The 23,469-nt window shown below is 60.4% G+C and carries 20 protein-coding genes; 10 read left to right on the top strand and 10 right to left on the bottom strand.

What is annotated here, in order from left to right; translation table 11 throughout:
- Positions 1 to 51: 51 nt before the first annotated feature.
- Entirely contained in the window at positions 52 to 222 is a 171-nt protein-coding gene (locus ACCD02_RS13735) for a hypothetical protein (RefSeq protein WP_413302422.1), read from the bottom strand.
- A gap of 381 nt (positions 223 to 603) precedes the next feature.
- Positions 604 to 1,494 (bottom strand): LysR substrate-binding domain-containing protein, encoded by an 891-nt coding sequence (locus ACCD02_RS13730; RefSeq protein WP_413302419.1) that lies wholly within the window; start codon positions 1,492 to 1,494, stop codon positions 604 to 606.
- Between the two features lie 117 nt (positions 1,495 to 1,611).
- Here ACCD02_RS13730 and ACCD02_RS13725 point away from each other — a divergent pair, with 117 nt between their 5' ends.
- The 6 genes from ACCD02_RS13725 (at position 1,612) to ACCD02_RS13700 (ending at position 8,996) form a co-directional block, all read left to right on the top strand.
- A complete protein-coding gene (locus ACCD02_RS13725) occupies positions 1,612 to 3,258 on the top strand; it encodes a 5-guanidino-2-oxopentanoate decarboxylase (protein ID WP_413302417.1) in 1,647 nt (548 codons plus the stop codon).
- Positions 3,252 to 4,715 carry an aldehyde dehydrogenase family protein gene (locus tag ACCD02_RS13720; protein ID WP_413302414.1) on the top strand — a complete coding sequence of 488 codons (1,464 nt, stop codon included), beginning with the start codon at positions 3,252 to 3,254 and terminating at the stop codon, positions 4,713 to 4,715. Before ACCD02_RS13725 ends, ACCD02_RS13720 begins: the two co-directional genes overlap by 7 nt.
- 216 nt (positions 4,716 to 4,931) lie before the next feature.
- Positions 4,932 to 6,035: an ABC transporter substrate-binding protein gene (locus ACCD02_RS13715; protein ID WP_413302411.1), complete on the top strand. Its 1,104-nt coding sequence runs from the start codon at positions 4,932 to 4,934 to the stop codon at positions 6,033 to 6,035.
- Positions 6,036 to 6,107: 72 nt separating this feature from the next.
- Positions 6,108 to 6,980, top strand: coding sequence for an ABC transporter permease (locus ACCD02_RS13710; protein ID WP_413302409.1), 873 nt, complete (start codon positions 6,108 to 6,110; stop codon positions 6,978 to 6,980).
- Between the two features lie 113 nt (positions 6,981 to 7,093).
- On the top strand, positions 7,094 to 7,927 hold the full coding sequence (locus ACCD02_RS13705; RefSeq protein WP_413302406.1) for an ABC transporter permease: 834 nt from the start codon (positions 7,094 to 7,096) through the stop codon (positions 7,925 to 7,927).
- 13 nt (positions 7,928 to 7,940) lie between these two features.
- Positions 7,941 to 8,996 (top strand): ABC transporter ATP-binding protein, encoded by a 1,056-nt coding sequence (locus ACCD02_RS13700; protein ID WP_413302403.1) that lies wholly within the window; start codon positions 7,941 to 7,943, stop codon positions 8,994 to 8,996.
- Positions 8,997 to 9,262: 266 nt separating this feature from the next.
- On the opposite strand, the gene ACCD02_RS13695 is transcribed toward ACCD02_RS13700, so the two are convergent.
- A complete protein-coding gene (locus ACCD02_RS13695; RefSeq protein ID WP_413302400.1) occupies positions 9,263 to 10,210 on the bottom strand; it encodes an AraC family transcriptional regulator N-terminal domain-containing protein in 948 nt (315 codons plus the stop codon).
- 309 nt (positions 10,211 to 10,519) lie between these two features.
- Here ACCD02_RS13695 and ACCD02_RS13690 point away from each other — a divergent pair, with 309 nt between their 5' ends.
- Together ACCD02_RS13690 and ACCD02_RS13685 are read left to right on the top strand one after the other, a co-directional pair.
- Positions 10,520 to 10,852, top strand: coding sequence for an antibiotic biosynthesis monooxygenase family protein (locus tag ACCD02_RS13690; protein ID WP_413302397.1), 333 nt, complete (start codon positions 10,520 to 10,522; stop codon positions 10,850 to 10,852).
- Between the two features lie 45 nt (positions 10,853 to 10,897).
- Entirely contained in the window at positions 10,898 to 11,140 is a 243-nt protein-coding gene (locus ACCD02_RS13685; RefSeq protein WP_413302394.1) for a hypothetical protein, read from the top strand.
- Between the two features lie 18 nt (positions 11,141 to 11,158).
- Here the strand turns inward: ACCD02_RS13685 and ACCD02_RS13680 are convergent, their stop codons facing one another.
- The 6 genes from ACCD02_RS13680 to bglX all read right to left on the bottom strand — a co-directional run bounded on the left by ACCD02_RS13680 (position 11,159) and on the right by bglX (position 19,849).
- The gene (locus tag ACCD02_RS13680; RefSeq protein ID WP_413302392.1) at positions 11,159 to 11,782 is read right to left on the bottom strand and encodes a flavin reductase family protein; all 624 of its coding nucleotides are present in this window, start codon (positions 11,780 to 11,782) and stop codon (positions 11,159 to 11,161) included.
- Positions 11,783 to 11,911: 129 nt separating this feature from the next.
- On the bottom strand, positions 11,912 to 12,421 hold the full coding sequence (locus ACCD02_RS13675; protein ID WP_413302389.1) for a hypothetical protein: 510 nt from the start codon (positions 12,419 to 12,421) through the stop codon (positions 11,912 to 11,914).
- Between the two features lie 299 nt (positions 12,422 to 12,720).
- The gene (locus ACCD02_RS13670; protein WP_413302478.1) at positions 12,721 to 14,049 is read right to left on the bottom strand and encodes an MFS transporter; all 1,329 of its coding nucleotides are present in this window, start codon (positions 14,047 to 14,049) and stop codon (positions 12,721 to 12,723) included.
- Between the two features lie 196 nt (positions 14,050 to 14,245).
- On the bottom strand, positions 14,246 to 15,568 hold the full coding sequence (locus ACCD02_RS13665) for a sigma-54-dependent transcriptional regulator (RefSeq protein WP_413302386.1): 1,323 nt from the start codon (positions 15,566 to 15,568) through the stop codon (positions 14,246 to 14,248).
- Entirely contained in the window at positions 15,565 to 17,334 is a 1,770-nt protein-coding gene (locus ACCD02_RS13660) for a sensor histidine kinase (RefSeq protein WP_413302383.1), read from the bottom strand. Before ACCD02_RS13660 ends, ACCD02_RS13665 begins: the two co-directional genes overlap by 4 nt.
- Before the next feature lie 214 nt (positions 17,335 to 17,548).
- Entirely contained in the window at positions 17,549 to 19,849 is a 2,301-nt protein-coding gene (gene bglX / locus ACCD02_RS13655; RefSeq protein WP_413302380.1) for a beta-glucosidase BglX, read from the bottom strand.
- Positions 19,850 to 20,115: 266 nt separating this feature from the next.
- Here bglX and ACCD02_RS13650 point away from each other — a divergent pair, with 266 nt between their 5' ends.
- Together ACCD02_RS13650 and ACCD02_RS13645 are read left to right on the top strand one after the other, a co-directional pair.
- Positions 20,116 to 20,739, top strand: a complete 624-nt coding sequence (locus tag ACCD02_RS13650) for a LemA family protein (RefSeq protein ID WP_413302377.1) — start codon at positions 20,116 to 20,118, stop codon at positions 20,737 to 20,739.
- A 290-nt stretch (positions 20,740 to 21,029) separates the two neighbouring features.
- A complete protein-coding gene (locus tag ACCD02_RS13645; RefSeq protein ID WP_413302374.1) occupies positions 21,030 to 22,259 on the top strand; it encodes a class I SAM-dependent methyltransferase in 1,230 nt (409 codons plus the stop codon).
- Here the strand turns inward: ACCD02_RS13645 and ACCD02_RS13640 are convergent.
- Entirely contained in the window at positions 22,256 to 23,152 is an 897-nt protein-coding gene (locus ACCD02_RS13640; protein ID WP_413302371.1) for a DMT family transporter, read from the bottom strand. The genes ACCD02_RS13645 and ACCD02_RS13640 overlap by 4 nt on opposite strands.
- Positions 23,153 to 23,469: the final 317 nt, after the last annotated feature.

The raw sequence follows: 23,469 nt of genomic DNA, 5'->3' as shown, positions 1-23,469 counted from the left end.
AGCAGGCTAATCGGTAGCTGCCTTGGCACCGTTAAATCCGGTTTTTTTACTTCATCGCAGGGCGGCAAAAGTCGCTGAGGTCGGGTAGCAATGCCCGAAGTTGCAACTGGCCAGATGCGGACCCTGGCGCGCCATTTCAATCCGGTAGGCACCGGCGCCGTAGATGGCCAGGACGGCAGTTGCTGCGATGACGGCCAGGCATTTTCTTGTTGTTATCCTCATGACGTTTTCCTCGATCCAGCTAAAGAAACGACCTAAGAAAATTGTAGGACAGGATGTGCGATGGTGTAGGAAAAAAGCGGATAAGCGGTCATTGGACTTCTGTCACTCGTTCGAATCTGACCTGGCGAAAATCTGGGGCGAATTCTGTGGGAGCGAATTCATTCGCGAAAGGGCCAGTACATCCAACACATTGGCGGCTTCTGAAATAGAGCTTTCGCGAATGAATTCGCTCCCACAGTAGCGCGTGAATACCATCGAATCTGTGGGAGCGGATTCATCCGCGAAGGGGCCAGTACATCCAGCACATTGGCGGCGTCCGAAATAAAGCTTTCGCGAATGAATTCGCTCCCACAATATCTCTATGCAAATCGCTGCTATTCGTCAGGCTACCACCCGCTCCTTCGCCTGCACCAACAACCAGTCAATCAACTCGCGCAACTGCGGCGAGGCGTCGGGCCGTGACGGGAAGACGAAATAATAGGCCGCCCCCGTGCGTACCTTGAGTTCAAACGGCATGACCAGACGCCCCGCGCCCAGGTCTTCGCCGATCAGCGACCAGTCGCCGATGGCCACGCCCGTACCCTGGGAGGCGACCGACATGGCCAGATCGAGAGTATCGAAATGCTGGCCCTTGCTGATATTGCTCAGGGTGGTCCCGGCGACTTTGAGCCACTGTTCCCAGTCGCGCTGATCCCGGGTCGGGTGCAGGAGCATGTGCTGCTCCAGGTCGCTGAGGTCCTGAATCGGTACCGGGCCGTCCAGTAATTGCTGCGAGCAGACCGGCGTCAGCAGCTCGTCGAAGATGTGATGAACTTCCATGGCGTTGTCCGGCGGCGCGCCGTAGACCACTGCGGCATCGAACTGCTCGCGGCGAAAATCCACGGCGTGCTGCACTGTCGTCGTCAGCTCAACCGGCACATCCGGACGTTCCTTCTGCCACTGCAACAGCCGGGGCAGCAGCCAACGCATCATGCAAGTGGGTGCCTTGAGTTGCAGGGCGTCGCGCTTGACCCCGACCTGCTCCACCGCTTCATCGATCAGGGCGAACACCTGCTGGATCCGCGGAAACAGTTCCCGGCCTTGTGCCGTAAGGCTCAAACCCCTGGCCTGACGCTGGAACAACGGGTAGCCCAGATGGCTCTCCAGCCCGGAAATCTGCCGGCTGACCGCACCCTGGGTGATATGCAACAGCTCCGCCGCCCGCGTGAAATTGCAGCACTGGGCCGTGATCAGAAAAGTATGCAGGGCGGGTAGCGGCGGAAGGCGTTTCATCGAGTCAGTCATCAGGCATGCATGGAGGACATGCCTAAGCATGACATTTTTTACGTTGTCACAGATATGCGCGCGCTGTCCAATTGGCCCATACGGAATCGATCAAGGATTTGCATAATGGCAACGTGCGGTGAAGTGCTGGTCAAGTTACTGGAAGGCTACGGCGTCGAGCAGGTATTCGGCATTCCCGGTGTGCATACCGTGGAGTTGTATCGCGGCCTGGCCAGCTCGACGATCAATCACGTCACCCCGCGCCACGAGCAGGGCGCCGGCTTTATGGCCGACGGCTACGCCCGTACCCGGGGCAAACCGGGTGTGTGTTTCATCATTACCGGCCCCGGTATGACCAATATCACCACCGCGATGGGCCAGGCCTATGCCGATTCGATCCCGATGCTGGTGATTTCCAGCGTGCAATCGCGCAGCCAGTTGGGCGGTGGGCGCGGCAAGCTGCATGAGTTGCCTTCCCAGAGCGCTCTGGTGGCCGGGGTGGCAGCGTTTTCCCATACGCTGATGTCCGCTGCGGAGCTGCCCGCTGTGCTGGCCAGGGCCTTTGCCGTGTTCCATGCCGGTCGTCCACGCCCGGTGCATATCGAGATTCCCCTGGACGTGCTGGTGGAAAACGCCGACGCCTTGCTCGACTGCGAGCCAGTGAATATCTCTCCTGCCGGTGCTGCGCCGGGCGCCATCGCGCAGATGGCCCGCCTGCTGGCCACTGCCCAGCGTCCACTGATCCTTGCCGGTGGCGGTGCCATCGACGCAGCTGCGGCGCTGATTCAATTGGCCGAACAACTGGATGCTCCGGTGGCGCTGACCATCAATGCCAAGGGTATGTTGCCTTCCTGTCATCCGCTGCTGATAGGCTCCACCCAATCTCTGGTGCCGACCCGCGCCCTGGTGGCGGATGCTGACGTGGTCCTGGCCATTGGCACGGAACTGGCCGAAACCGATTACGACATTACCTTCGCCGGTGGTTTCGAGATTCCCGGCACCTTGCTGCGCATCGATATCGACCCCGACCAGACCGTGCGCAACTACCCGCCAAAAGTCGCTCTGGTGTCCGATTCGACCATCGCCGCCCAGGCGCTGCTGGCGGAACTGGCCGGGCATAGCCTGGCACCGCGCCGCGATGACTGGGGCCATAAGCGCGCCGCCAGCCTGCGGGCGATCAACGAAGCGTCCTGGGATGAGCCGATGCTTGGTCAGACGGCCTTTCTGCAAACGGTCCTCGATGTACTGCCTGACGTGGTGCTGGTTGGCGATTCGACCCAGCCGGTGTACTCCGGCAACCTGACCTTGAACCTTGACCAACCGCGCCGCTGGTTCAACTCGTCCACCGGCTACGGCACCCTCGGCTATGCCCTGCCTGCTGCCATCGGCGCCTGGCTGGGTGCGGTCGATGCCGGGCAACGCAAGCCGGTGGCCTGCCTGATCGGCGATGGCGGCCTGCAATTTACCCTGCCGGAACTGGCCAGTGCCGTCGAAGCGCGCACGCCGATTATCGTCCTGCTGTGGAATAACCAGGGCTACGAAGAGATCAAGAAATACATGGTCAACCGCGCCATCGAACCGGTGGGCGTGGATATCTACACTCCCGACTTTATCGGCATCGCCAAGTCTTTCGGCTGCGCCACCGCCACTGCGAATTCGGGTGAATCACTCAAGGCTGCACTGCTGGCGGCCAGCGACCATCAGGGCCCGACACTGATCGAGATCGACCAACACAGCTGGATGGCATCCTGGCGCGAGGCCGCAGCATGTTGAGCGGTGCGGCACTGATGCCGCCGATCCTGCCGGGTCTGTATATCGATGGCCAGTGGCAGTCGGGTCATGAATTGCTCAGCGCAATCAATCCGGCCACGGAAACCTGTCTGGCCCAGGTCGCCAGCGGCGATGCCGCAGCGGTGGACAAGGCGGTACAGGCAGCTCGCGCAGCCTTTGCCGAGTGGGCGCAAACCAGCGGCGCGGAACGGGCCAGGATCCTGCGCGCCATTGCCCTCGGTGTAGCCGATCGCCGTGAACGACTGATGCAGCTGCAATCGAGCAACAGCGGAAAACCCCTCAGCGAAGCGGCCATCGATGTTGATGATGTGATCGCCACGTTCGAGTACTACGCCGGTCTGGCCGACGCGTTGGACGGGCAACAGAATCAGGCGCTGGCCCTGCCCAGCGATGATTTTGCCGCGCGCATCCGCCGTGAGCCCTGCGGTGTGGTCGGCTTGATCGTGCCGTGGAATTTCCCCATGGTCACCACGGCCTGGAAACTGGCCCCGGCCCTGGCCGCCGGTTGCTGTGTGGTGCTCAAACCCTCGGAAGTCACGCCGCTGCCGGAGCTGGAGCTGGCGGCGATCATTGCCCAAAGCGGTCTGCCCAGTGGTGTGTTCAATCTGGTCTGTGGCACTGGCCAGGCCGTAGGCGCCGGATTGTCCGGGCATCCGGGGCTGGCGAAGATTTCGTTTACCGGCAGCAATGCCGTGGGCGTGCAGGTCATGCAACGGGCGGCGGAAACGGTGAAGGGCGTTAGCCTGGAACTGGGCGGCAAATCCGCGCTGATCGTGCTCGAGGACGCCGATCTCGAGCTGGCTGTGGAACTGGCCAGTGGCGGTGGTTTCTTCAATGCCGGGCAAATGTGTTCGGCCACCAGTCGGGTGTTGGTCGCCGAGCCGCTGCTCGAGGCGTTTCTTCAGCGCCTGGTACAGAAGGCTGAGGCAGTGAAGGTCGGCAACCCGGTGGAGGACGGGACGGAGATGGGGCCACTGGCCAGCCAGGCGCAATACCTGCGCGTCGTGGCCCATATCGACGCCGGAAAAAAAGCGGGCGCGCGTCTTCTTTGCGGTGGCGAGCGGCCTGCCGAGCACACGGTCGGTTATTTTTTACGGCCTGCGGTATTCGCTGACGTGCCCCTCGATAGTGCGCTATGGCGTGAAGAGATTTTCGGGCCGGTACTCTGTGTGCGCAGCTTTACCACCGAGAGCGAGGCAATCGCCTTGGCCAACGATAGCGAATTCGGCTTGGTCGCCAGTGTGGTCGGGCGCAATGCCGAGGCGACCGAGCGGGTCGCCAATGCCTTGCAGGCGGGGCTGGTGTGGATCAACGCACCCCAGGTGATCTTCCCCCAGGCGGCTTGGGGTGGCTACAAACAGAGCAGCCTCGGACGTGAACTGGGGCCCTGGGGCCTGGCGGCTTTCCAGGAACTCAAGCACGTCATTCGCTCGGTCTGACTGACCGAAAATGGCTCGTGCATGCCTCGTTGCAAGGCATGCACGAAGCACATGGCTTCAATGACTTTTTTTCGATTGTTGAGGGTGGCCCGTCATCGCAGGATGACCCCGCCGCTAACGCGCTGTTCCCGGATTACGGGGCTGGCGGCCACACGATCGCGCCATCGCAGAGGCGATGCCCCCTCAACATGCAGCAGCAAAAATATGGAGTCCTGAATGGGCCAGCATGATCTGAACAGAAGGCAGTTCATCAAGTCAGTGGGCGTCGCTTCGGTGGCCGCCGCGACGATGTCGATGCCCTTTATCCGGGCCAACGCCAGTGACACCAGATTCCAGGGCAAGACCCTGCGCCTGCTGACCTGGTCCGATGACACGGGCCTGGCCGCATTGCGCAACATTGCCGCGACCTTCGAGGCCAAGACCGGCGCCAAGGTCATTGCTGACCGCACCGGCAGCACCTCGGAAATGGTCGCCAAGCTCAAGGCCGGTGGCGACCGTCCGCAGTACGACATCATCACCCTGGCCGGAGTCGGCGCCGAAGGCCTGGCCGCTGCCGGGTTGCTGGAAAAGCCGGACCTGAACCGCATCCCCAACATCGTCGACGTCCCGGAGAAATACCGTACCGGCGCCAACGGCCACGGCATCGGCTACCTGCTGTGGTGCAACAGCCTGATCTACAGCACGCGCACGGTCAAAGAAGCGCCGACCAGCTATGCCGCGCTGTGGGACAAGGACATGGCGCCGAATATCTTCCTGCCGCCGCCGAACTGGACCGAGGCCATGGACCTGATCATCATCGCCGCGAAACTGGCCGGTGGTGACGAGCACAATATCGAGCCGGGCTTCAAGAAACTGGCCGAGCTGAAAGACCGTGTGGTCACCCTGGGTGAGAACCCCAACCAGATCGCCGAGCTGTTCCGCACCGGCTCCCTGGACATGGGCGGTCTATATGCCCCTGCGTTCTTCCCCAACCAGATCCGCGACCCGGCCTATGGCCTGGGGGCGACCTTCGGCATGAAAGAAGGCTTCTATACCGACCTGATGCAGTCGGTCATGCCCAAGCATCGTCCTGGCGATACCGACCTGGCCTACGCTTTCCTCAACCACTCCCTGGATCCGCTGGTACAGGGCAAGATGGCCGAAGATATCTATAACGGCCCGGTCAACGCCAAGGCGATCATTTCCGCCGAAGCGCGCAAGAGCCCCTACATCCTCACGCCCGAGCAGATCGCCGACAAGGCAATCATGCATGACAACGCCTTCCTGGCGACGGTGCATGAGCAGTGGATTCGCCGTTACACCGAGATTTTCTCTTCCTGATGATCCCGTAATCACCCGTGGGCGTGGCCGTTGACGCGGTCGTGCCCACGGGCTTCTGTGTAGAGATGACCCATGACTACATCCTCTGCGAAGCGCTCATCCCCGACCCTGCGGGCCTGGCTGTTCCTGACACCGTCGATGCTGTTTCTCGCCGTGCTGATCGCGGCCAGCCTTTTGGTGTTGCGCATGAGCGTCGGCACCAAGGGCGCGGAATGGAGCGGTTTCAGCCTGGCCAGTTATGCCCAGTTGCTGGAACCCTATTATTTGAAGTCGCTGCTGCTGACCCTGCGCCTGGCGCTGATCAGTGCGGTGATTGCCGTGGTTCTGGCGATCCCGGTGGGCTACACCATGGCCCGTCTGCAATCGCCGTTGCTGCGCAGGATTTTCCTCGCCGCCGTACTGCTGCCGCTGCTAGTCAACCTGCTGCTGCAAAGTTATGGCTGGCTGGTCATCCTGGGACCGGCGGGCATGCTCAATCAGGCGCTCAAGGGCCTGGGCCTGATCACCCGACCGGTAATGATGCTCTACAACGAAAACGGCGTGCTGATGGGCCTGGTACAGACCGCGTTCCCCCTCGCTGTGTTGCCCATTGCCAGCGCCATGCGCGGCGTCTCGCGCAGCTATGAAGAAGCTGCCGCGACCTTGGGTGCCAGCCGTTTTCAGGTATTTCGCCAGGTGATCCTGCCCATGAGTCTGCCGGGCATCGTCACCGGCGCGACCCTGGTCTTTGCCTACAACGCCAGCAGCTTTGTCGTGCCCTTGCTGCTCGGCGGCCGTCGCGTGCCGATGCTGGCGGTGATGGTCCATGACCAGATCGCACCCTTGATGAACTGGCCAGCGGCATCGGCGGCAGGCGTGGTGCTGATCGTCACGACCCTGCTGATCATGAGCCTGTCCGAGTTGTTTACCGGGCGTCGGCGGCGGCGATTGGAGGCTTCGCAATGAAATCTCAACATCGCATAGAAACTGTGGGGCCGGCTTTAGCCGCGAATGCGCCTTCCCGGCTAAAGCCGGTCCCACAGCAAGCTCATCCAGTCCGCCCGGCTAAAGGTCGCTTCATGAAAAACCGCATGCTCCTGCCCGGCGAAACCGGGCGATTCGCCTCGACCCTGTCCTGGCTCATTCTGTTGCTGGCGGTCATGCCGATCCTGACCATGATCGTCATGTCGTTCAGCGGTGCGTCCAACCTGGACTTCCCGCCTGCCAGCTACAGCCTCAAGTGGTATCAGGCGGCCTGGCATACCTTTGTCTCACCGGATTCCAGCGACGTGCTCAGCCTCGGCAAGGCCCTGGGCACCAGTCTGTGGGTGTCGTGCCTGACCATGATTCTCGCCACTCTGGTTGCGGTGCCGGCGTCTTACGCCCTGACCCGTTGCGAGTTCCGCGGCAAGGCGGTGGCGCTGCAATTGATGTCGCTGCCCTTGGTGTTCCCCATGGTCGTGTTGGGCCTGGCACTGCTGCTGGTATTTGACAGCCTGCCGTTTCATATGGACGTGTCGCGCCTGGTGATCGCCCACGTGATCCTGGCGCTGCCCTTCGTAGTGAAAAACTGCACGGCGGCCATGGTTTCCATCGGCAGCGAAGTCGAAGAGGCCGCGCAAATGCTCGGCGCCTCGCCGACCCGGGCGATTGTCGACGTGGTGGTGCCGTTGATGAAGTCGGGGATCCTGGCCGGGATGCTGCTGGCCTTTATCGTCTCGTTCAACGAATTCACCGTGACCTACTTCCTTTACAACATTGATGTGATGACTGTGCCGATCTGGATGTACAGCCGCACGGTGTCCTCCCTCGACCCCACCGTTTTTTCCTTTGCCGTGCTGATAGTGCTGATCGATTTTGCACTGATCTGGGCATTGGAAAAACTGGTGGGCGAGGGCGGGGTTTCTTTCTGATCCGGGGTGCAAGATGACTGGCTTGATTCTGCAAAACGTCGAAAAATACTACGGCTCGGCTTGTGCGGTGACGGACGTCAACCTGCACCTGCCGGAGGGCAAACTGGTGTGCTTCCTCGGCCCGTCGGGCTGTGGCAAGACCACCTTGCTGCGCATGATCGCCGGGCTGGAAAGCCTGAGCAGCGGCGAGATTCTGCTGGATGGTGAGGACGTCAGTCACACCCCGGCCCACGAGCGCAATTTCGGCATGGTATTCCAGTCCCTGGCGCTGTTCCCGCACATGACCGTGGGCGAGAACATTGCCTACCCGCTCAAGCTGCGCGGCGTGAGCAAAGCCGGACAACAGGCGCGGGTCGTTGAACTGCTGGAAATGATCCAGCTGCAACAGATGCTCGATCGGCCAGTGGCCAAGCTGTCGGGCGGCCAGCGGCGGCGCGTGGCGATTGCCCGGGCCATTGCCGCACATCCGAAACTGCTATTGTTGGACGAGCCTTTGTCGGCCCTGGACGCCAAGCTGCGCGAGTCGATGCAGGTGGAAATTCGTCAGCTGCAACAGCGTCTGAACATCACGACCATCCTCGTGACCCACGACCAGCGCGAAGCCATGACCATGGCCGATCTTGTCGTCGTATTGGGTGAGCATCGGGTGCAACAGGTGGGTACGCCCATCGAAATCTATCGCAACCCTGCCAACGAATTCGTCGCCGACTTTATCGGTTCGGGCAATATCTTCCCGGCAGTGGCCCTGGGCAACGGCCAGGTCGGTTTGCCCGGTGGTGCAACACTCGACGTGCCGGGCAGCGAGCCGTTGTTGGCGGGGGCAGCGCTCAAGATGCTGGTGCGCCCTGAGGACGTGCAACTGTCGCCGCATCAGGCCCCCGAGGGCAATCGCTTGGCCGGTACCGTGACTTTTATCCGCGACATCGGTGCGACCATTGAAACCACGGTGGAGTGCGGCGGTGTTTCGCTGATCTCCCTGACCACACCGAGCCAGGGCTTTGGTTTGGGCGTCGGGCATCCGGTGTCGATTACCTTGCCGGCCGAGGCGTGTCGGGTGTTGGGCGCCTAAACCCGGCGGCCCTGGCCGGGGTAGGAGTGAACTATGGGAGCGAATTCATTCGCTAAAGCTTTATTCCTGACTCCGCTAATGTGTTGGATGTATCGGCCCCTTCGCGGATGAATCCGCTCCCACAGATCCGACGATATGCACGCGCTACTGTGGGAGCGAATTCATTCGCGAAAGCTTTATTCCGGACGCCGCCAAATGTGTTGGATGTATTGGCCCCTTCGCGGATGAATCCGCTCCCACAGTTCGCTGTCACCATGGGATTGTGTTCACACCTGCTGGCGGAGTCTGGCCAGATCCCGCAACGGCGGTGCACCAAACAACCGGCTGTACTCGCGGCTGAACTGTGACGGGCTTTCATAGCCGACCCGGTAAGCGGCCGCAGCTGCTTCCAGGCCATCGTTGAGCATCAGGCGACGGGCTTCCTGCAGGCGCAACTGCTTCTGATACTGCAACGGGCTGATGCCGGTGACCGCCTTGAAGCGGTGGTGCAGGGTGGACACGCTCAGGTTCACTTCCCGGGCCATGTCATCGATGCGCAGCGGCTGTTCGAAATGGCTATTGAGCCATTTGATCGCTTGGGTGACGCGATGGGTCTGGCAGTTGCTGATGGCGCTTTCATATAGTCGGTAGCCCTGTTTTCCACGCATCAGGCGATAGAGAATCTCGCGGCGGATCAGCGGGGCCAGCATGGGGATGTCTTTCGGTGTATCGAGCAGCCGCACCAGGCGCAATACCGCGTCCAGCAATTGCGCGTCGATCCTGTCGGTATACAGGCCGCGCTCGCTGGGCCGCGGGCGCATTGGCACGCTCATGGGGCCGGCTTCGGCGATCAGGGCATTGATTTCCGCCGGGTCGATATCCAGGCGCAAGGCCAGGTTGGGGCGCTCTTCACTGGCGTTGACGATCTTGCCGCGCACCGGCATTTCCACCGACACCACCAGGTAATTCAATGGATCGTAGGTGTAGGATTCGTCGGCAAGCTGCACTTCCTTGCTGCCCTGGGCAAGGATGCACAACGCTGGCCGGGTCAGTGACGGAAAGGAATGCACCGGCTCGTTATAACGCACCAGAAACAGTGGGGCGATCACGCTCTGATAGGAGCCGTTGCGCGGTGCATAGCGGTCGATCAGTGCTGCCAGATCGGCGCGCTGTCGCTCCATATCAGGACAGAGCTGTTCGCGTGACTGTTGATATGCTCCGTCCAGTTGCGGCATGCCTTGGGTTCCTCTGTTGCTGACCAGTGCAGTGAAGATTATTCGAGGTGGGCGCCAAGTGTTAGGCCGATTCTGTCGAATGATTGCCTGATCCTGTCGGCAGTTGGAGCGCGATGCAGAAACCAGCAATCAACATCCTCAGGGTCGCGCCAATCCAGGCCATATGAGTGATCACGACCTTGCAACAGGCGCAGGATTAGGCAAGAAGCTCGCAGGAACCGGCTAACGCAATATTTCCTCAGGCCGTAATCTCTGTTCCCGTAGCCGCATCGCGACTTTTCCTACGCGGCTTACCAAGGAGCGCAGATCATGGCTTTATATACCCCCGTCAGTCATCTCGTCTTTGTCCGTGCCATGGCCGGTCGCAGCATCGAGCTGGGCCAGCGCTTGCAGACACTGATCAAGCCGTCCCTCAGCGCCCCCGGCTGCCTGCGCTTTGCCTTGCAGCAGTCCATGCAGGACGCGGACTTGTGGTCGATCTCAGGTTCCTGGAGCAGCGAACAGGCGATGAATGCCTGGTTTGCCTCGCCGGAGTTGCAGGTGTTTTCCGTTCTGGTGCAGGAAATGATCGTGCGCAGTCTGGACTTTCATACCTTCGCTGCAGCAGGCGACACGTCGATCGAGCAGCTGTGCGTGGCCTGAGTGGTAGAATCCCGGGCTTTCAATGCCCAGCAGGATCAATCACCCATGGCACGCAGAGAGTTCGACGAGTTTGAGGCCGTTTCCGCAATGGTTCCGAGCCCAGAAGGCTATGACGCCGCAATCGCCGTAAAACCCCTTCACTTCCCAGGTTCGCCGACCTTCCACAAGGTATTGGCCGGACAGAAATTCAAGACCGCTCTTGAGGCCGATCAGGCCGCAAACCAGGAACTGGAAAGGTTGATTGGCGTCGATGGCGATGGGCAGTTGGTGTTTCCTGTCAGTAATTGATGATGCATCCATTTAGAGTCAGGCCTTTGGCCTGAACATCCTGAACAGCGACTCCGGCCCCAACTGGAAGTAATCCGCCGGACCACCGCCACGCAGGATGGGCTCGGCGGCAGCGGTGTCGTAGATGCCGTCCTTGAGCAGCGCCTTGGCAATATGCACGGCTACCACTTCTCCCAGAATCAGCCAGGTCGGCACGACTTCTTTATCGGCGCGCTGCAGCTGAATGATTTGGGTGACTTTGCACTCGAAAGACACTGGGGTTTCCAGCACGCGCGGCACGGCCACCACTTTCGACGCGACGGGCGTCAGGCCGGCCAGCTCAAACTCATTGATATTGGCCGCCACCGGCGCGCAACTCTGGTTCATCGCATCGGCCAGCGAGCGCGTGGCCAGGTTCCAGACGAACTCGCCGGTCTGCTCGATATTATTCAGACTGTCCTTGCGACCAATGCTGCTGAACCCAATGATCGGCGGGATGTAATTAAAGGCAGTGAAGAAACTGTACGGCGCCAGATTCAGCTGGCCTTCGGCGCTTTGCGAAGAGATCCAGCCAATGGGGCGAGGGCCAACGATGGCGTTGAATGGATCGTGGGGCAGGCCGTGGCCTTTGGCGGGTTCGTAGAAGTGAATATCGTCTGACATGCGAACGTCCTGATGGCTGCGGCACAAAACGCCATAGTGCTGGGGCTTGTCGGGAATTTCCAGAGTTTAGGGACGCCATAAACGATCAAACCCGGCCATGGGCCGGGTTTGCGAGGTGTTGCCAGACAATCAGCTTACGCGGTTGGCACCGACACGATCAGCGCCATCAGCGGCCAGACGGTTGGCACCGATATGGTCGGAACCATCGGCAGCCTGACGATTTGCACCTACACGGTCAGCGCCATCAGCGGCCAGACGGTTGGCACCGATATGGTCGGAACCATCAGCGGCCTGACGATTGGCACCGACGCGGTCAGCACCGTCGGCGGCCAGGCGGTTGGCACCGATATGGTCGGAACCATCAGCAGCCTGACGATTTGCGCCTACACGGTCAGCGCCATCAGCGGCCAGACGGTTGGCACCGATATGGTCGGAACCATCGGCAGCCTGACGATTGGCACCGACGCGGTCAGCACCGTCAGCGGCCAGGCTTGCAGCGCCTACGTGGTCAACATCAACCGAAACGTGACGGGCGTTGGTGTGGGACGAACCACCTTCTGCGACGACGGTTGGCAGAGCGAAGGCGCTCGATGCCAGGAGGGAGAAGGCAAGGCCGAAGATCAGTTTGTTGGTTTTCATGGTAGTTACTCCACCGCTAGAAATATGTTTGTCGCTAGGTATGGAGTGAATGTTACGCGCCCATGGATTAAGCAGAAGTTAATAAGGTTGCTAACGATCATCGCTGAAAATGATAGTTCTCCACAGGGCCCGGTTTTCGGGCGACTTATTCGTTTACGTTCTAAGTTGGTGCATTTTTGCGGGGATAATGATTTTTTATAGGTTGACAGCTTTTTTGATATGTGCATTCGAGAAATAAAAACGCCAGTCAACAGAGTTGGCTGGCGTTTTTTGCACCACGATGAGTCGCGATTTTTGCCTTAGTTGGTGTCGATGCGCGAATGTTTGCGAGTGTCTTTCATGAACACATAGACCAGCAGCGAACAGGCGATACAGGCGGTGACATACCAGTAGTAGCCAGTCTCGATCCCGGCGTCCTTGAACTTCAAGGCGATGAATTCAGCCGATCCACCGAAGATGGAAACCGTCAGTGCGTAAGGCAGGCCGACGCCGAGTGCGCGAATTTCCGTCGGGAACAGCTCGGCCTTGACCACGGCGTTGATCGAGGTATAGCCGCTGACGATGATCAGGGCAGCCATGATCAGGAAGAAAGCGCCCCACCAGGTCTGTACGGTGTGCAGCGAGGTCAGGATCGGTACGGTGCACAAGGTACCCAGCACACCGAAGGCGATCAGGATCGGACGGCGGCCGATCTTGTCCGAGAGGGCGCCCACCACTGGTTGCAGCAGCATGAACAGGAACAGCGTTGCGGCGGAAACACTGGTGGAGTCGGTGATGCTCATGCCGACGGTGTTCACCAGGTACTTCTGCATATAAGTGGTGTAGGTGTAGAAGGCCAGGGTGCCGCCCATGGTCAGGCCGACCACGGTCATCAGCTCTTTGGGATGCTGGAGCAGGGTGCGCATCAGGCTGGTCTTGGGTTTTTCCTTTTCCTGTTTGCGGGTGAAGGACTCGGTTTCTTCCATGCCGCGACGCAGGAACAGTGCGACCACCGCACACAGTGCGCCGATCACGAACGGGATGCGCCAGCCCCAGGCATACAGCTGCTCGGTGGTGAGGATCTGTTGCAGCACGATCAGCACGCCAAGGGCGATGAGCTGGCCGGAGATCAGGGTCACGTACTGGAAGCTGGAGAAGAAACCGCGGCGTTCTTTGGTCGCCATCTCACTGAGATAAGTGGCCGAGGTGCCGTATTCGCCACCCACCGACAGGCCCTGCATCAGGCGCGCCAGGACCAGCAGGATCGGTGCACCGACACCGATGGTTTCGTAGCTGGGGGTCAGGGCGATGACCAGGGAGCCGAAGCACATCAGCAGCACCGAGGCCATCAGCGCTGCCTTGCGGCCCTTGCGGTCGGCATACAGGCCCATGAGCCAGCCGCCGATGGGGCGCATCAGGAAGCCGACGGCGAAGATCGCGGCAGTGTTGAGCAACTGGGCGGTGCTGTCACCCTTGGGGAAGAAGGCTTTGGCAAAGTACAGCGAGAAGGCGGCGTAGACGTACCAGTCGTACCACTCGACCATGTTGCCGACCGAACCGCTGAAAATGGATTTGAGACGGCTGGAAGTGGTTTTTTCGGCGGCAGGAGTGCCGGTCGCTGCTGTCGAAAGAGGCTGTGAAGTATCCATCATGTTCCTTTCAGTCATTGTTTTTAGAGGGCTGCATAGAAGGCAGCCTTGAGAGGGCTATAGCAGGAGCTGTGCCAGGCCTGAAAGGACCGGTTTAGAGGGGTTTAAGCGATTTGGTAGGCGGGAATCCGCTTATGGGCTGCGGCTGAGTGAGCGGAAAATTGCCGATGTCGCGCGGCCCTCTGCTTTTCTGTTGTCAGGTAAACATCTCGCGCAATAACCCGTGCCGCTGCATTTTCTCGTTCAGGGTCCGGCGCGGCAGTTGCAATTCGTTGAGTACGGCCTTGATATCACCCTTGTGCCGGCTCAGGGCCGAGCGCAGGCAGTGGGCTTCGAAGGCTTCCTGCTGGGCCGCCAGGGATTGTCCGGCCTGGGGCAGGTCGGCGGAGGGTGGGCCGAGGCCGAGAATCTGCCGTTCGGCGGCGTTGGCCAGTTCCCGGACATTGCCGGGCCAGTCACTGCCCAGCAACTGTGCCAGTTGCTGGCCACTCAGCTCCGGCACCGGGCGGCCCAGGCGTTCGGCGGCGGTGCGGGCGAAATGGCTGAACAGCAGCGGGATGTCTTCGCGTCGCTCCCGCAGGGGCGGCAGGCGCAGTTCGGCGACGTTCAGACGGTAGGCGAGGTCTTCGCGAAAGCGCCCGGCCCTGGCCTCTTCCAACAGGTCGGGCTTGGTCGCGGCGATGATGCGCAGGTCCACCGTCAGGCTCTGGTTTGAGCCCAGACGTTCCAGGCGTTGGTCTTGCAGTACCCGGAGCAACTTGACCTGCTGGGCCAGGGGCATGCTCTCGATTTCATCGAGAAACAGCGTGCCGCCACTGGCGTACTCCAGTTTGCCGATACGCCGCCCCTGGGCGCCGGTAAAGGCACCGCTTTCATGGCCGAACAACTCGGCTTCAAACAGTTGTTCGGGGATAGCCGCGCAGTTCAGGGCGACGAAAGGTTTACCGGCGCGGGGGCCCATATCATGCAGGCAGCGGGCGACCAGTTCCTTACCGCTGCCTGTTTCGCCGCGGATCAACACATTGACCGGCAACTGCGACAAGTCCAGGACCTGGCGGCGCAAGGCTTGCAACGGGGGCGACACGCCCAGCAGGGTAGCTTCCAGCTGTGTCCGAGTGTCTGCCTGTTCGTGCAGGCGCCGGTTTTCCAGGACCAAGCGACGTTTTTCCAGCGCCCGGCGCAGATTGATGATCAGTGTTTCGGGGCTAAAGGGCTTTTCCAGAAAGTCGTAGGCGCCGTCGCGCATGGCTTCCACGGCCATGGGCACGTCGCCATGGCCGGTGAGCAGAATCAGCGGCAGATCGGCGTCGCGGGCCTGCACCCGGGCCAACAGTTCCAGGCCGCTCATGCCGGGCATGCGCACGTCGCTGAGGATCACCCCGGGGAAGTGCTCCGGCAACTGCGCCAGGCAGTCTTCGGCACGGCTGAACACCTGCACGTCGAAACCGGACAGGCTCAGCCATTGCTCGACCGCTTCGCGAATCGGCGCTTCGTCGTCCACTACTATGACTGAGTTCACTGTGCAGGTTCCGCTTCCAGAGTGTCGTTGTGCAGGCTAAAGCAAAAGACTGCACCCTGATCGTCATTCTCGACAGACAGGTGCCCGCCCAACTCATGAATGATGGCGTAGGACACTGCCAGGCCAAGACCCAACCCTTCACCCACCGGCTTGGTGGTAAAGAATGGATCGAATACCTGGCCCAGATGCTCCGCAGCGATGCCACCGCCAGTGTCGCGCACGCTGACCCGCCAGTGCTCGGCCTGGGCTTCTATGCGAACTTCCAGCCGCTTGAGTGGTTTGTCGTGCATGGCGTCCAGGGCATTGCGCAGCAGGTTGATCAACACCTGTTCCAGGCGAATCGCATCGCCGCGTACCCACGCCGGGCGAGCCAGATGCAGCACACAGGTAACGTCTTCGTCGCGCAGACGGGCATCGAGCAGCAGCATGGCCTGATCGACCACGGCGGCCAGTTCCAGGCGTTCGCGCAGGCCGCCGGGGCTTTTGCGCGCGAAAGTTTTGAGATGACCGGTGAGCCCGGCCATGCGCGTCAGTTGCTGATCCAGGGCGCTCAGGGCCTTGTCGGCAGCGTCGAGGCGGCCCTGTTTCAGCAGCAGACGCAGACTGGCCAGTTGCATGCGTTGGGCGGTCAGCGGCTGGTTGATTTCGTGGGCCAGGGCGGCGGACATCTGCCCCAGGGCCGCCAGTTTGGTTGATTGCACTAGGCCGTCCTGGGCGGTTTTCAGGGCCTGAGTGCGTTCTTCGACCAAGCGTTCCAGTTCGTCACGGCTGCGTTCGCGGATCCGTGCCAGGCGCCAGCGCTGATAGAGGAACAATCCGAGAAACACCAATGTCAGCCAGACCCCTGCAGCGGCGAGGCCGGCATTGCGGGTTTCGTCATCGGCCAGGCGTGGCCTGCGCAACAGGTGCAGGGTCCAGTTCTCGGCCGCCAGGGGCAGCGACTGCCACAGGTAGTCGGCCTTGCCGTCCGGGCCATGGACACGGGTCAACTGGCCGTGCTCGCCGAACTCACGCAAGGTCTGGCGTGGCAGGGGCTGCAGTGGATGTTTGTCGTATTGCCGGGTGGCGGCCAGTTCGGCGCGGTCGATGGCGGAGATCGGCAGCAGTTCCCGATAATTCCAGCCGGGCTGGTTGGCCAGGAAGACAATGCCTTTGGCATCGCTGACCAGCAGCAGGTCGTTGCTCTGGGCCCATTCGTGCTCGAGTTCGGGAAACTCCAGCTTGACCACCATGGCGCCGATGAACTGGTTGGCTTCATCGAGCACGGCGCTGGATAGAAAGTATCCGGGTATCCCGCTGGTGACGCCTACGGCATAAAAACGACCACTGCCTGAGGCCCGGGTTTGTAGAAAGTATGGGCGGAAGCTGTAATTGTTTCCCACGTAGCTGCTGGGCAGTTGCCAATTGCTTGCGCCAATGGCCAGGCCATTGCGGTCGATCAGTTGCAGCGTCGAGGACTGGGCCGCGTCGTTGATTCGTTCCAGCTTTTTATTCAGTGTCAGTTGCTGATCAGCGTTGATCGGCCCACTGACGGCACTGCGCAGTTCAGGGTCCAGGGCCAGCACGGCGGGCAGGGCGCGGTAGCGTTCGATGAGGGTGTGCAGGCTGTTGGCATACAGCGACAGCTGCTGACCCGCCTGCGCTGCATCGTCGGCCAGGGCCTGCTGGCGAGCCTGTTGCATGGCCAGGCCACCGGCCAGCAAGGCGCCAGCCAGGATCAGCAAGGTGTAGAGCGAAATGCGCAGGGGACGGGGGATTGAGGGCATTGTCAGGCCAAAGTGGGAGCGAATCTGTGGGAGCGAATTCATTCGCGAAAGCGGTTTTCAGACGACTAAAATGTGCTGGCTTTACCGCCCTTTTCGCGAATAAATTCGCTCCCACAAAAGCGCCTGTATTTCAGCTGGTGATGGTGTATTTGATAAGCGTTGCCGAAGGCTGCGAAAGGGTTTTCAACTCCAGTCGCAGCCTTTGATGGCTCCGCTACAACAGGTTGAAACTGGCCTTTTTCACCGTGGCCGAATCCAGACCGATCATCACATCGAACGCCCCCGGTTCGGCCACTCGCTGCATTGCCTGGTTGTAGAACTTCAGATCGTCTTCGCTCAGGGTAAAGCTGACGACTTTCTCTTCACCCGGTTGCAGGGTGATCTTCTCGAAGTTCTTCAGTTGCTTGACCGGCTGGCTCACCGAAGCGGCGACGTCGTGCAGGTACAGCTGAACCACGGTAGCGCCGGCGATCTTGCCGGTGTTCTTGACCGTGACGCTGGCGGTCAGGTGACCGGTGCGGGTCATGTCCTTGGCTGACAGGCTGATGTCCGAGACGTCGAACTGGGTGTAGCTCAGGCCGTAGCCGAACGGGAACAGCGGGCCGTTGGGCTCCTCGTAATAGTGCGAGGTGTAGTTGCCGGGTTTGCCTTCAATGAACGGGCGGCCGGTGTTCAAGTGGTTGTAGTAGACCGGCAGTTGCCCGATGGAGCGCGGGAAGGACACGGCCAGCTTGCCGGACGGGTTGTAGTCGCCGAACAGTACATCGGCCACGGCGTTGCCGCCTTCTGTACCGGGGAACCAGGTTTCCAGCATGGCGTCGGTGCCGGCCAGTTCGTCACCCAGTACCAGGGGACGACCGTTCATCAGTACCAGTACGACGGGTTTGCCAGTGGCCTTGAGGGCTTTGACCAGGTCCTGTTGACGGCCCGGCAGGTTCAGGGTGGAACGACTGGCCGACTCGTGGGACATGCCACGGGACTCACCGACCACGGCCACTACAACGTCAGCCTGCTGCGCGGTCTTCACCGCTTCGGCAATCATGTCGTCGGCAGAGCGTGGATCGACTTCGACTTCATGCTCGATGAAGTTCAGGTATTCAAGGATTTCCGGGTTGTCACTGACGTTGGCACCACGGGCATAGAGCAGCTTGGCCTTGTCGCCGACGGCATTGGCCAGGCCTTCAAAAACAGTCACCGCCTGATCAGGCACGCCACGGGCCGACCAGCTGCCAAGCATGTCCAGCTTGCTCTGGGCCAGGCTGCCGATGACGGCGATGGTGCCTTGTTTCTTCAATGGCAGGGTCTGGTTCTTGTTCGACAGCAGCACCAGGGTCTTGCGCGCTACGTCGCGGGCTTCTGCGCGGTGCAGGCGGCTGTCGGCAGCGGTATCGACCGGGTCCTGGGAGGCGACGCCGATGCGACGGTACGGGTCGGCGAACAGCCCCATGTCCCACTTGGCGCCCAGCACTTCGCGTACGGCACTGTCGATTTCCTGCATCGACACTTCGCCATCCTTGACCAGACCTGGCAGCTCATTGCCGTAGGCCGAATCGTTCATGCTCAAGTCCACGCCGGCCTTGATTGCCAGCTTGGCCGCCTCGCGGTAGTCCTTGGCGACGCCGTGTTCGATCAATTCCTTGATCGCACCATGGTCACTGACGGTAACGCCCTTGAAGCCCCAGTCCTTGCGCAGCAGGTCCTGCAACAACCAGGTGCTGGCGGTGGCCGGTACGCCGTTGATGGAGTTCAGGGCAATCATCACCCCGCCTGCGCCGGCCTTGATCGAGGCGTGGTACGGCGGCAGATAGTCCTGCTGCATGCGCAGCGGGCTCATGTCGACGCTGTTGTAGTCGCGCCCGCCTTCGACGGCGCCATACAGGGCGAAGTGCTTGACCACCGCCATGAGGCTGTCGGGGGCAGCGAGGTTGTTGTTCTGGAAGGAGCGGGTCATGGTGTCGGCGATGCGCGAGACCAGGTAAGTGTCTTCGCCAAAGCCTTCGGAGCTGCGGCCCCAGCGCGCATCACGGGAGATATCGACCATTGGCGCGAAGGTCATGTCCAGACTGTCGGAGCTGGCCTCGATGGCCGAGATGCGGCCGGTCTTGGCAATCGCTTCCATGTCCCAGCTGGCCGCCATGCCCAGGGGGATCGGGAAAATGGTGCGGTGGCCGTGGATGACGTCATAAGCGAAGAACATCGGAATCTTCAGACGGCTCTGTACGACAGCGGCGTCCTGTAACGGACGGTTTTCCCGGCGTACGACGGAGTTGAAGGTGCCGCCGATCCGGCCTGCGGCGATTTCCTTGAGAATCTTGGGCTGTGGCATCTCGGCACTGATACTGATCAGGCGCAATTGGCCGATTTTCTCATCGAGGGTCATTTGCTTCATCAGATTAGTGATAAAAGCGTTCTTGCCTTGCAACGTAGCCGCTGCGGTGCTGTTGGCATTGTTGTCGGCCAAAACCGACTGGCTGGCCAGGCTGACCAGAAGACCGAGTACACACAGTTTATTCATGAATGATTTTCTCAAGGCATAGGCCAGTAACTGACGTCTAATGCTGGACAGCCGATTATTAGGGTTAAACCTTTGGTATTTATTGTTGTTCCGGGTCGTTGGACCGCTGAACTCTTTATCCGTGCCAGGTTCTCAGCGCAGCGTGTTGTAGCCGATTGCGCGCCGGGTAGCCAGTGTTGGCGACGGATTATGCCGGGGATCTGTTGTTTTGGCTAAAGTGACGACGATCGGCCGATGTCAAAATGTAACGGGGAGAGAAATAGAAGATGCGTACCGAGCACTGTGAACATTTCAGGGGCAATCGTTATACCTGGGCGACCAGCCTGCTGATGCTGTTGAGTACTGTGCTGGCGGGGTGCGGAATCAACAATATCCCCACCTACGACGAGCAGGCCAAGGCGGCCTGGGCGCAGGTACAGAACCAGTATCAGCGGCGCAGTGACCTGATCCCCAACCTGGTGGAAACGGTCAAGGCGTATGCAGAGCAGGAACAGGAAACCCTGACAGCGGTAGTGCAGGCCCGGGCCAGGGCGACTTCGATCCAGATCGATGGCAACACCCTGAACAACCCGGAACAACTCAAGCAGTTCCAGGACGCCCAGGGGCAACTGAGCAGTGCGTTGGGTCGGCTGATGGTGGTGTCGGAGCGTTATCCGGAGCTGAAATCCAACCAGAATTTCCTCGCCCTGCAATCACAGCTTGAAGGCACGGAGAACCGTATCAGCGTGGCCCGGCGTGATTTCATTGCCGCAGTGGCGCGCTATAACACGGAGATCCGCACCTTTCCCGGCAGCCTGTGGCATCGCATGATGTACAGCGACCTGCAATTGCGCCCGACATTCGAGGCGAGCAGTGCCGATGCGGATAAGGTGCCGCAGGTGAAGTTCTAAGGTTGTGTACATGAATAGTGGGAGATTCTAGTTTGCTGTAAAGCCAGAGCAGCCCCTTCGCGGATGAAGCCACCCACAGATCCGACGATATGCACGCGCTACTGTGGGAGCGAATTCATTCGCGAAAGCGGTATTCCAAACGATAAAGATGCGTTGGGTGTACTGGCCACTTCGCGAATGAATTCGCTCCCACCTTGTTTCATGAAACGCAGAGAAAATGTTGCGATACGGCTTAGAATACCCGCCTGTTATTTTCTCAGTCCCCACCGGGACGCCAGAGGCACCTTGTCATGTCGGCCACACCCGATTCTGCTGTTCAGTCCGCGCCGGATCATCGCGCGCAATTTCTCGATCTGCTGGACACCAGCCTGGCGCAAAACGCCTTTATCAAGCTGGTGTTGGCCCGTTATGTCGGCACCGAGGTCGAACTGCAACGGCTGATCATCAAGCCGACCACCATCAAGCAGCAGCCTTGCCTGTCGTTCGTCTATCGCTACAAGACCCGGGATATCACCAAGAACCTGCCCCTGGCCGAAGCCATGGAGCTGATTGCCGGCCTGCTGCCGGAGTCGTTCAAGAACGCTCATTTGCTCTCCCTCACCGAAGAGGTGCAGCTGGAGTTCGGCAAGAAGGGCAAGAGCACGCTGTTCACCAGCAAGGCGCAACAACTGCGCGAGGCACCATCGGCCGGGCATGATCGGGAAAAGAAACGCTATCTGGAACTGACCCGGCCGTTCCTCACCGATCTGGGCGTGACCAATAAGCAGCACGAGCTGATTCCGGCGATGTCGCGCAAATGGAAGCAGATCAACAAATTCATCGAGGTGTTTTCCCACGCCCTGACGTCTTCGCCGCTGCAACTGGATCAGCCGATCAAAGTGGCGGACTTCGGTTCGGGCAAGGGCTACCTGACCTTTGCCATCCATGACTACCTGCGTAATACCCTGGGCGCCGAAGGCCAGGTGACCGGCGTCGAGCTGCGTGAAGACATGGTGACCCTGTGCAATGCGGCGGCCGCGCAGCTTGAGCATCCGGGCCTGGATTTCCAGCACGGTGACGTGCGTAGCGTCGCGCCCAGCGCCCTTGATGTGATGATCGCCCTGCATGCCTGCGATATCGCCACCGACTATGCCATTCACATGGGTATTCGCTCCGGGGCGTCGATCATCATGTGCTCGCCGTGCTGCCACAAACAGATTCGCCTGCAGATCCAGAGCCCGAGCCTGCTGCGGCCGATGCTGCAATACGGTCTGCATATGGGCCAGCAGGCCGAGATGGTCACCGACAGTCTGCGGGCCTTGTTGCTGGAGGCCTGTGGCTACGAGACCAAGGTGTTCGAATTCATCTCGTTGGAACATACCAACAAGAACAAGATGATCCTTGCGGTAAAACGCGCCGAACCCGTCAAGCCTGCGCAGTTGCTGGCGCGGATCCAGGAGCTGAAAACCTTCTACGGCATTCAGGAGCAGTGCCTGGAAAGCCTGCTCCTGGCCGACGGTTTTCTCGGCGACGCGGCTTAAATCGTCTGGCTGACCGGCTTGGGCGCGATGACCGTGGTCTTGCGCCCAAGAATCACGGTAATGATCACGCCTACGGCGAAGATCCAGGTGATGGGTTCGATATGCTCGCCGAAGAACAGCCCTGAAAACGCCATGGTGAAGAAGATCTGCAGCAGCTGCACCTGGCTGACCCGGGAAATACCGCCCATGGCCAGCCCGGCGTACCAGGCGAAGAAACCGATGAACTGGGAGAACATCGCCACATAGGCAAAGGCCCACCAGGCGCCGGTGGAAATCGCCCCCTGATGTTGCGATGCCAGGTAAATCACCGGCCCCAGCAACAGCGGGGCAGACAGCACCAAGGCCCAGCAGATCACCTGCCAGCCGCCCAGCTCCTTGGCCAGTCGTCCGCCTTCGGCGTAACCCAGGCCGCCCACGGCCACGGACGCCACCATCAATATGTCGCCAGTCTGAATGCTGCCGGCGCCGCTGATCACCGCATAGCCCAGTACCAATGCACTGCCCAGTGCGGCACAGGCCCAGAAGGCTTTCGACGGCCGCTCATGGGACAGCCACGCTGCATAGATCGCTACGAACAAAGGTTGCAGGCCGTTGACCAGGGCGCCATGGGAGGCGGGCAGGCTTTGCATGGCCCAGGACGACAGCACCGGAAAACCGATGATCACGCCGAGGATGACCAGGCACAGGCCCTTGAGTTGCGCGACATTCGGCCACTTTTCACGTCGCCATAACAGCAGCGCCGCCGCCGGAACCGCCGCGAACAGGGCGCGGCCCAGGCCATTGAGCAGCGGGTTGACTTCATGCACGACGATGCGGGTCATGGGCAGGGTAAGGCTGAAGATCACTACGCCCAGCAGGCCCAGGACCATGCCGGTGTTTTCACGGGAAGACATGATTAAAGCTCGTTTTTTGTTATGGCAGAAAGATGAACAGGGAATCTAGCTGCAAAGCCTTGGCGGCTTAAACGACAGTTACTGACAGAATCGTCCGTACAGTTTGTAAGAGCGCTCTTCAATCCGCCCTGTTATCGAAGTTCAACATGGATGTCGTGCATTGCTCCCATTGTCCGGATAAGGGGATCTGCAACCCAGGCGCTGGACCGCTCGGCACGACAAGGCGGGTCATGCCCTGATTCGTTGCTCTGGATCAAGCCATTGCGCCGCTGCAGCGCCGATGCTTAGGGAACTTCCCGGCGTCGGGCGTCACCCGA

Origin of the sequence: Pseudomonas sp. Pseusp88 (assembly GCF_047303955.1) — a bacterium.
Lineage (GTDB): Bacteria > Pseudomonadota > Gammaproteobacteria > Pseudomonadales > Pseudomonadaceae > Aquipseudomonas.
The sequence above is the reverse complement of the archived record's forward strand: the minus strand, read 5'-3'. Positions and strand labels throughout refer to the sequence as shown.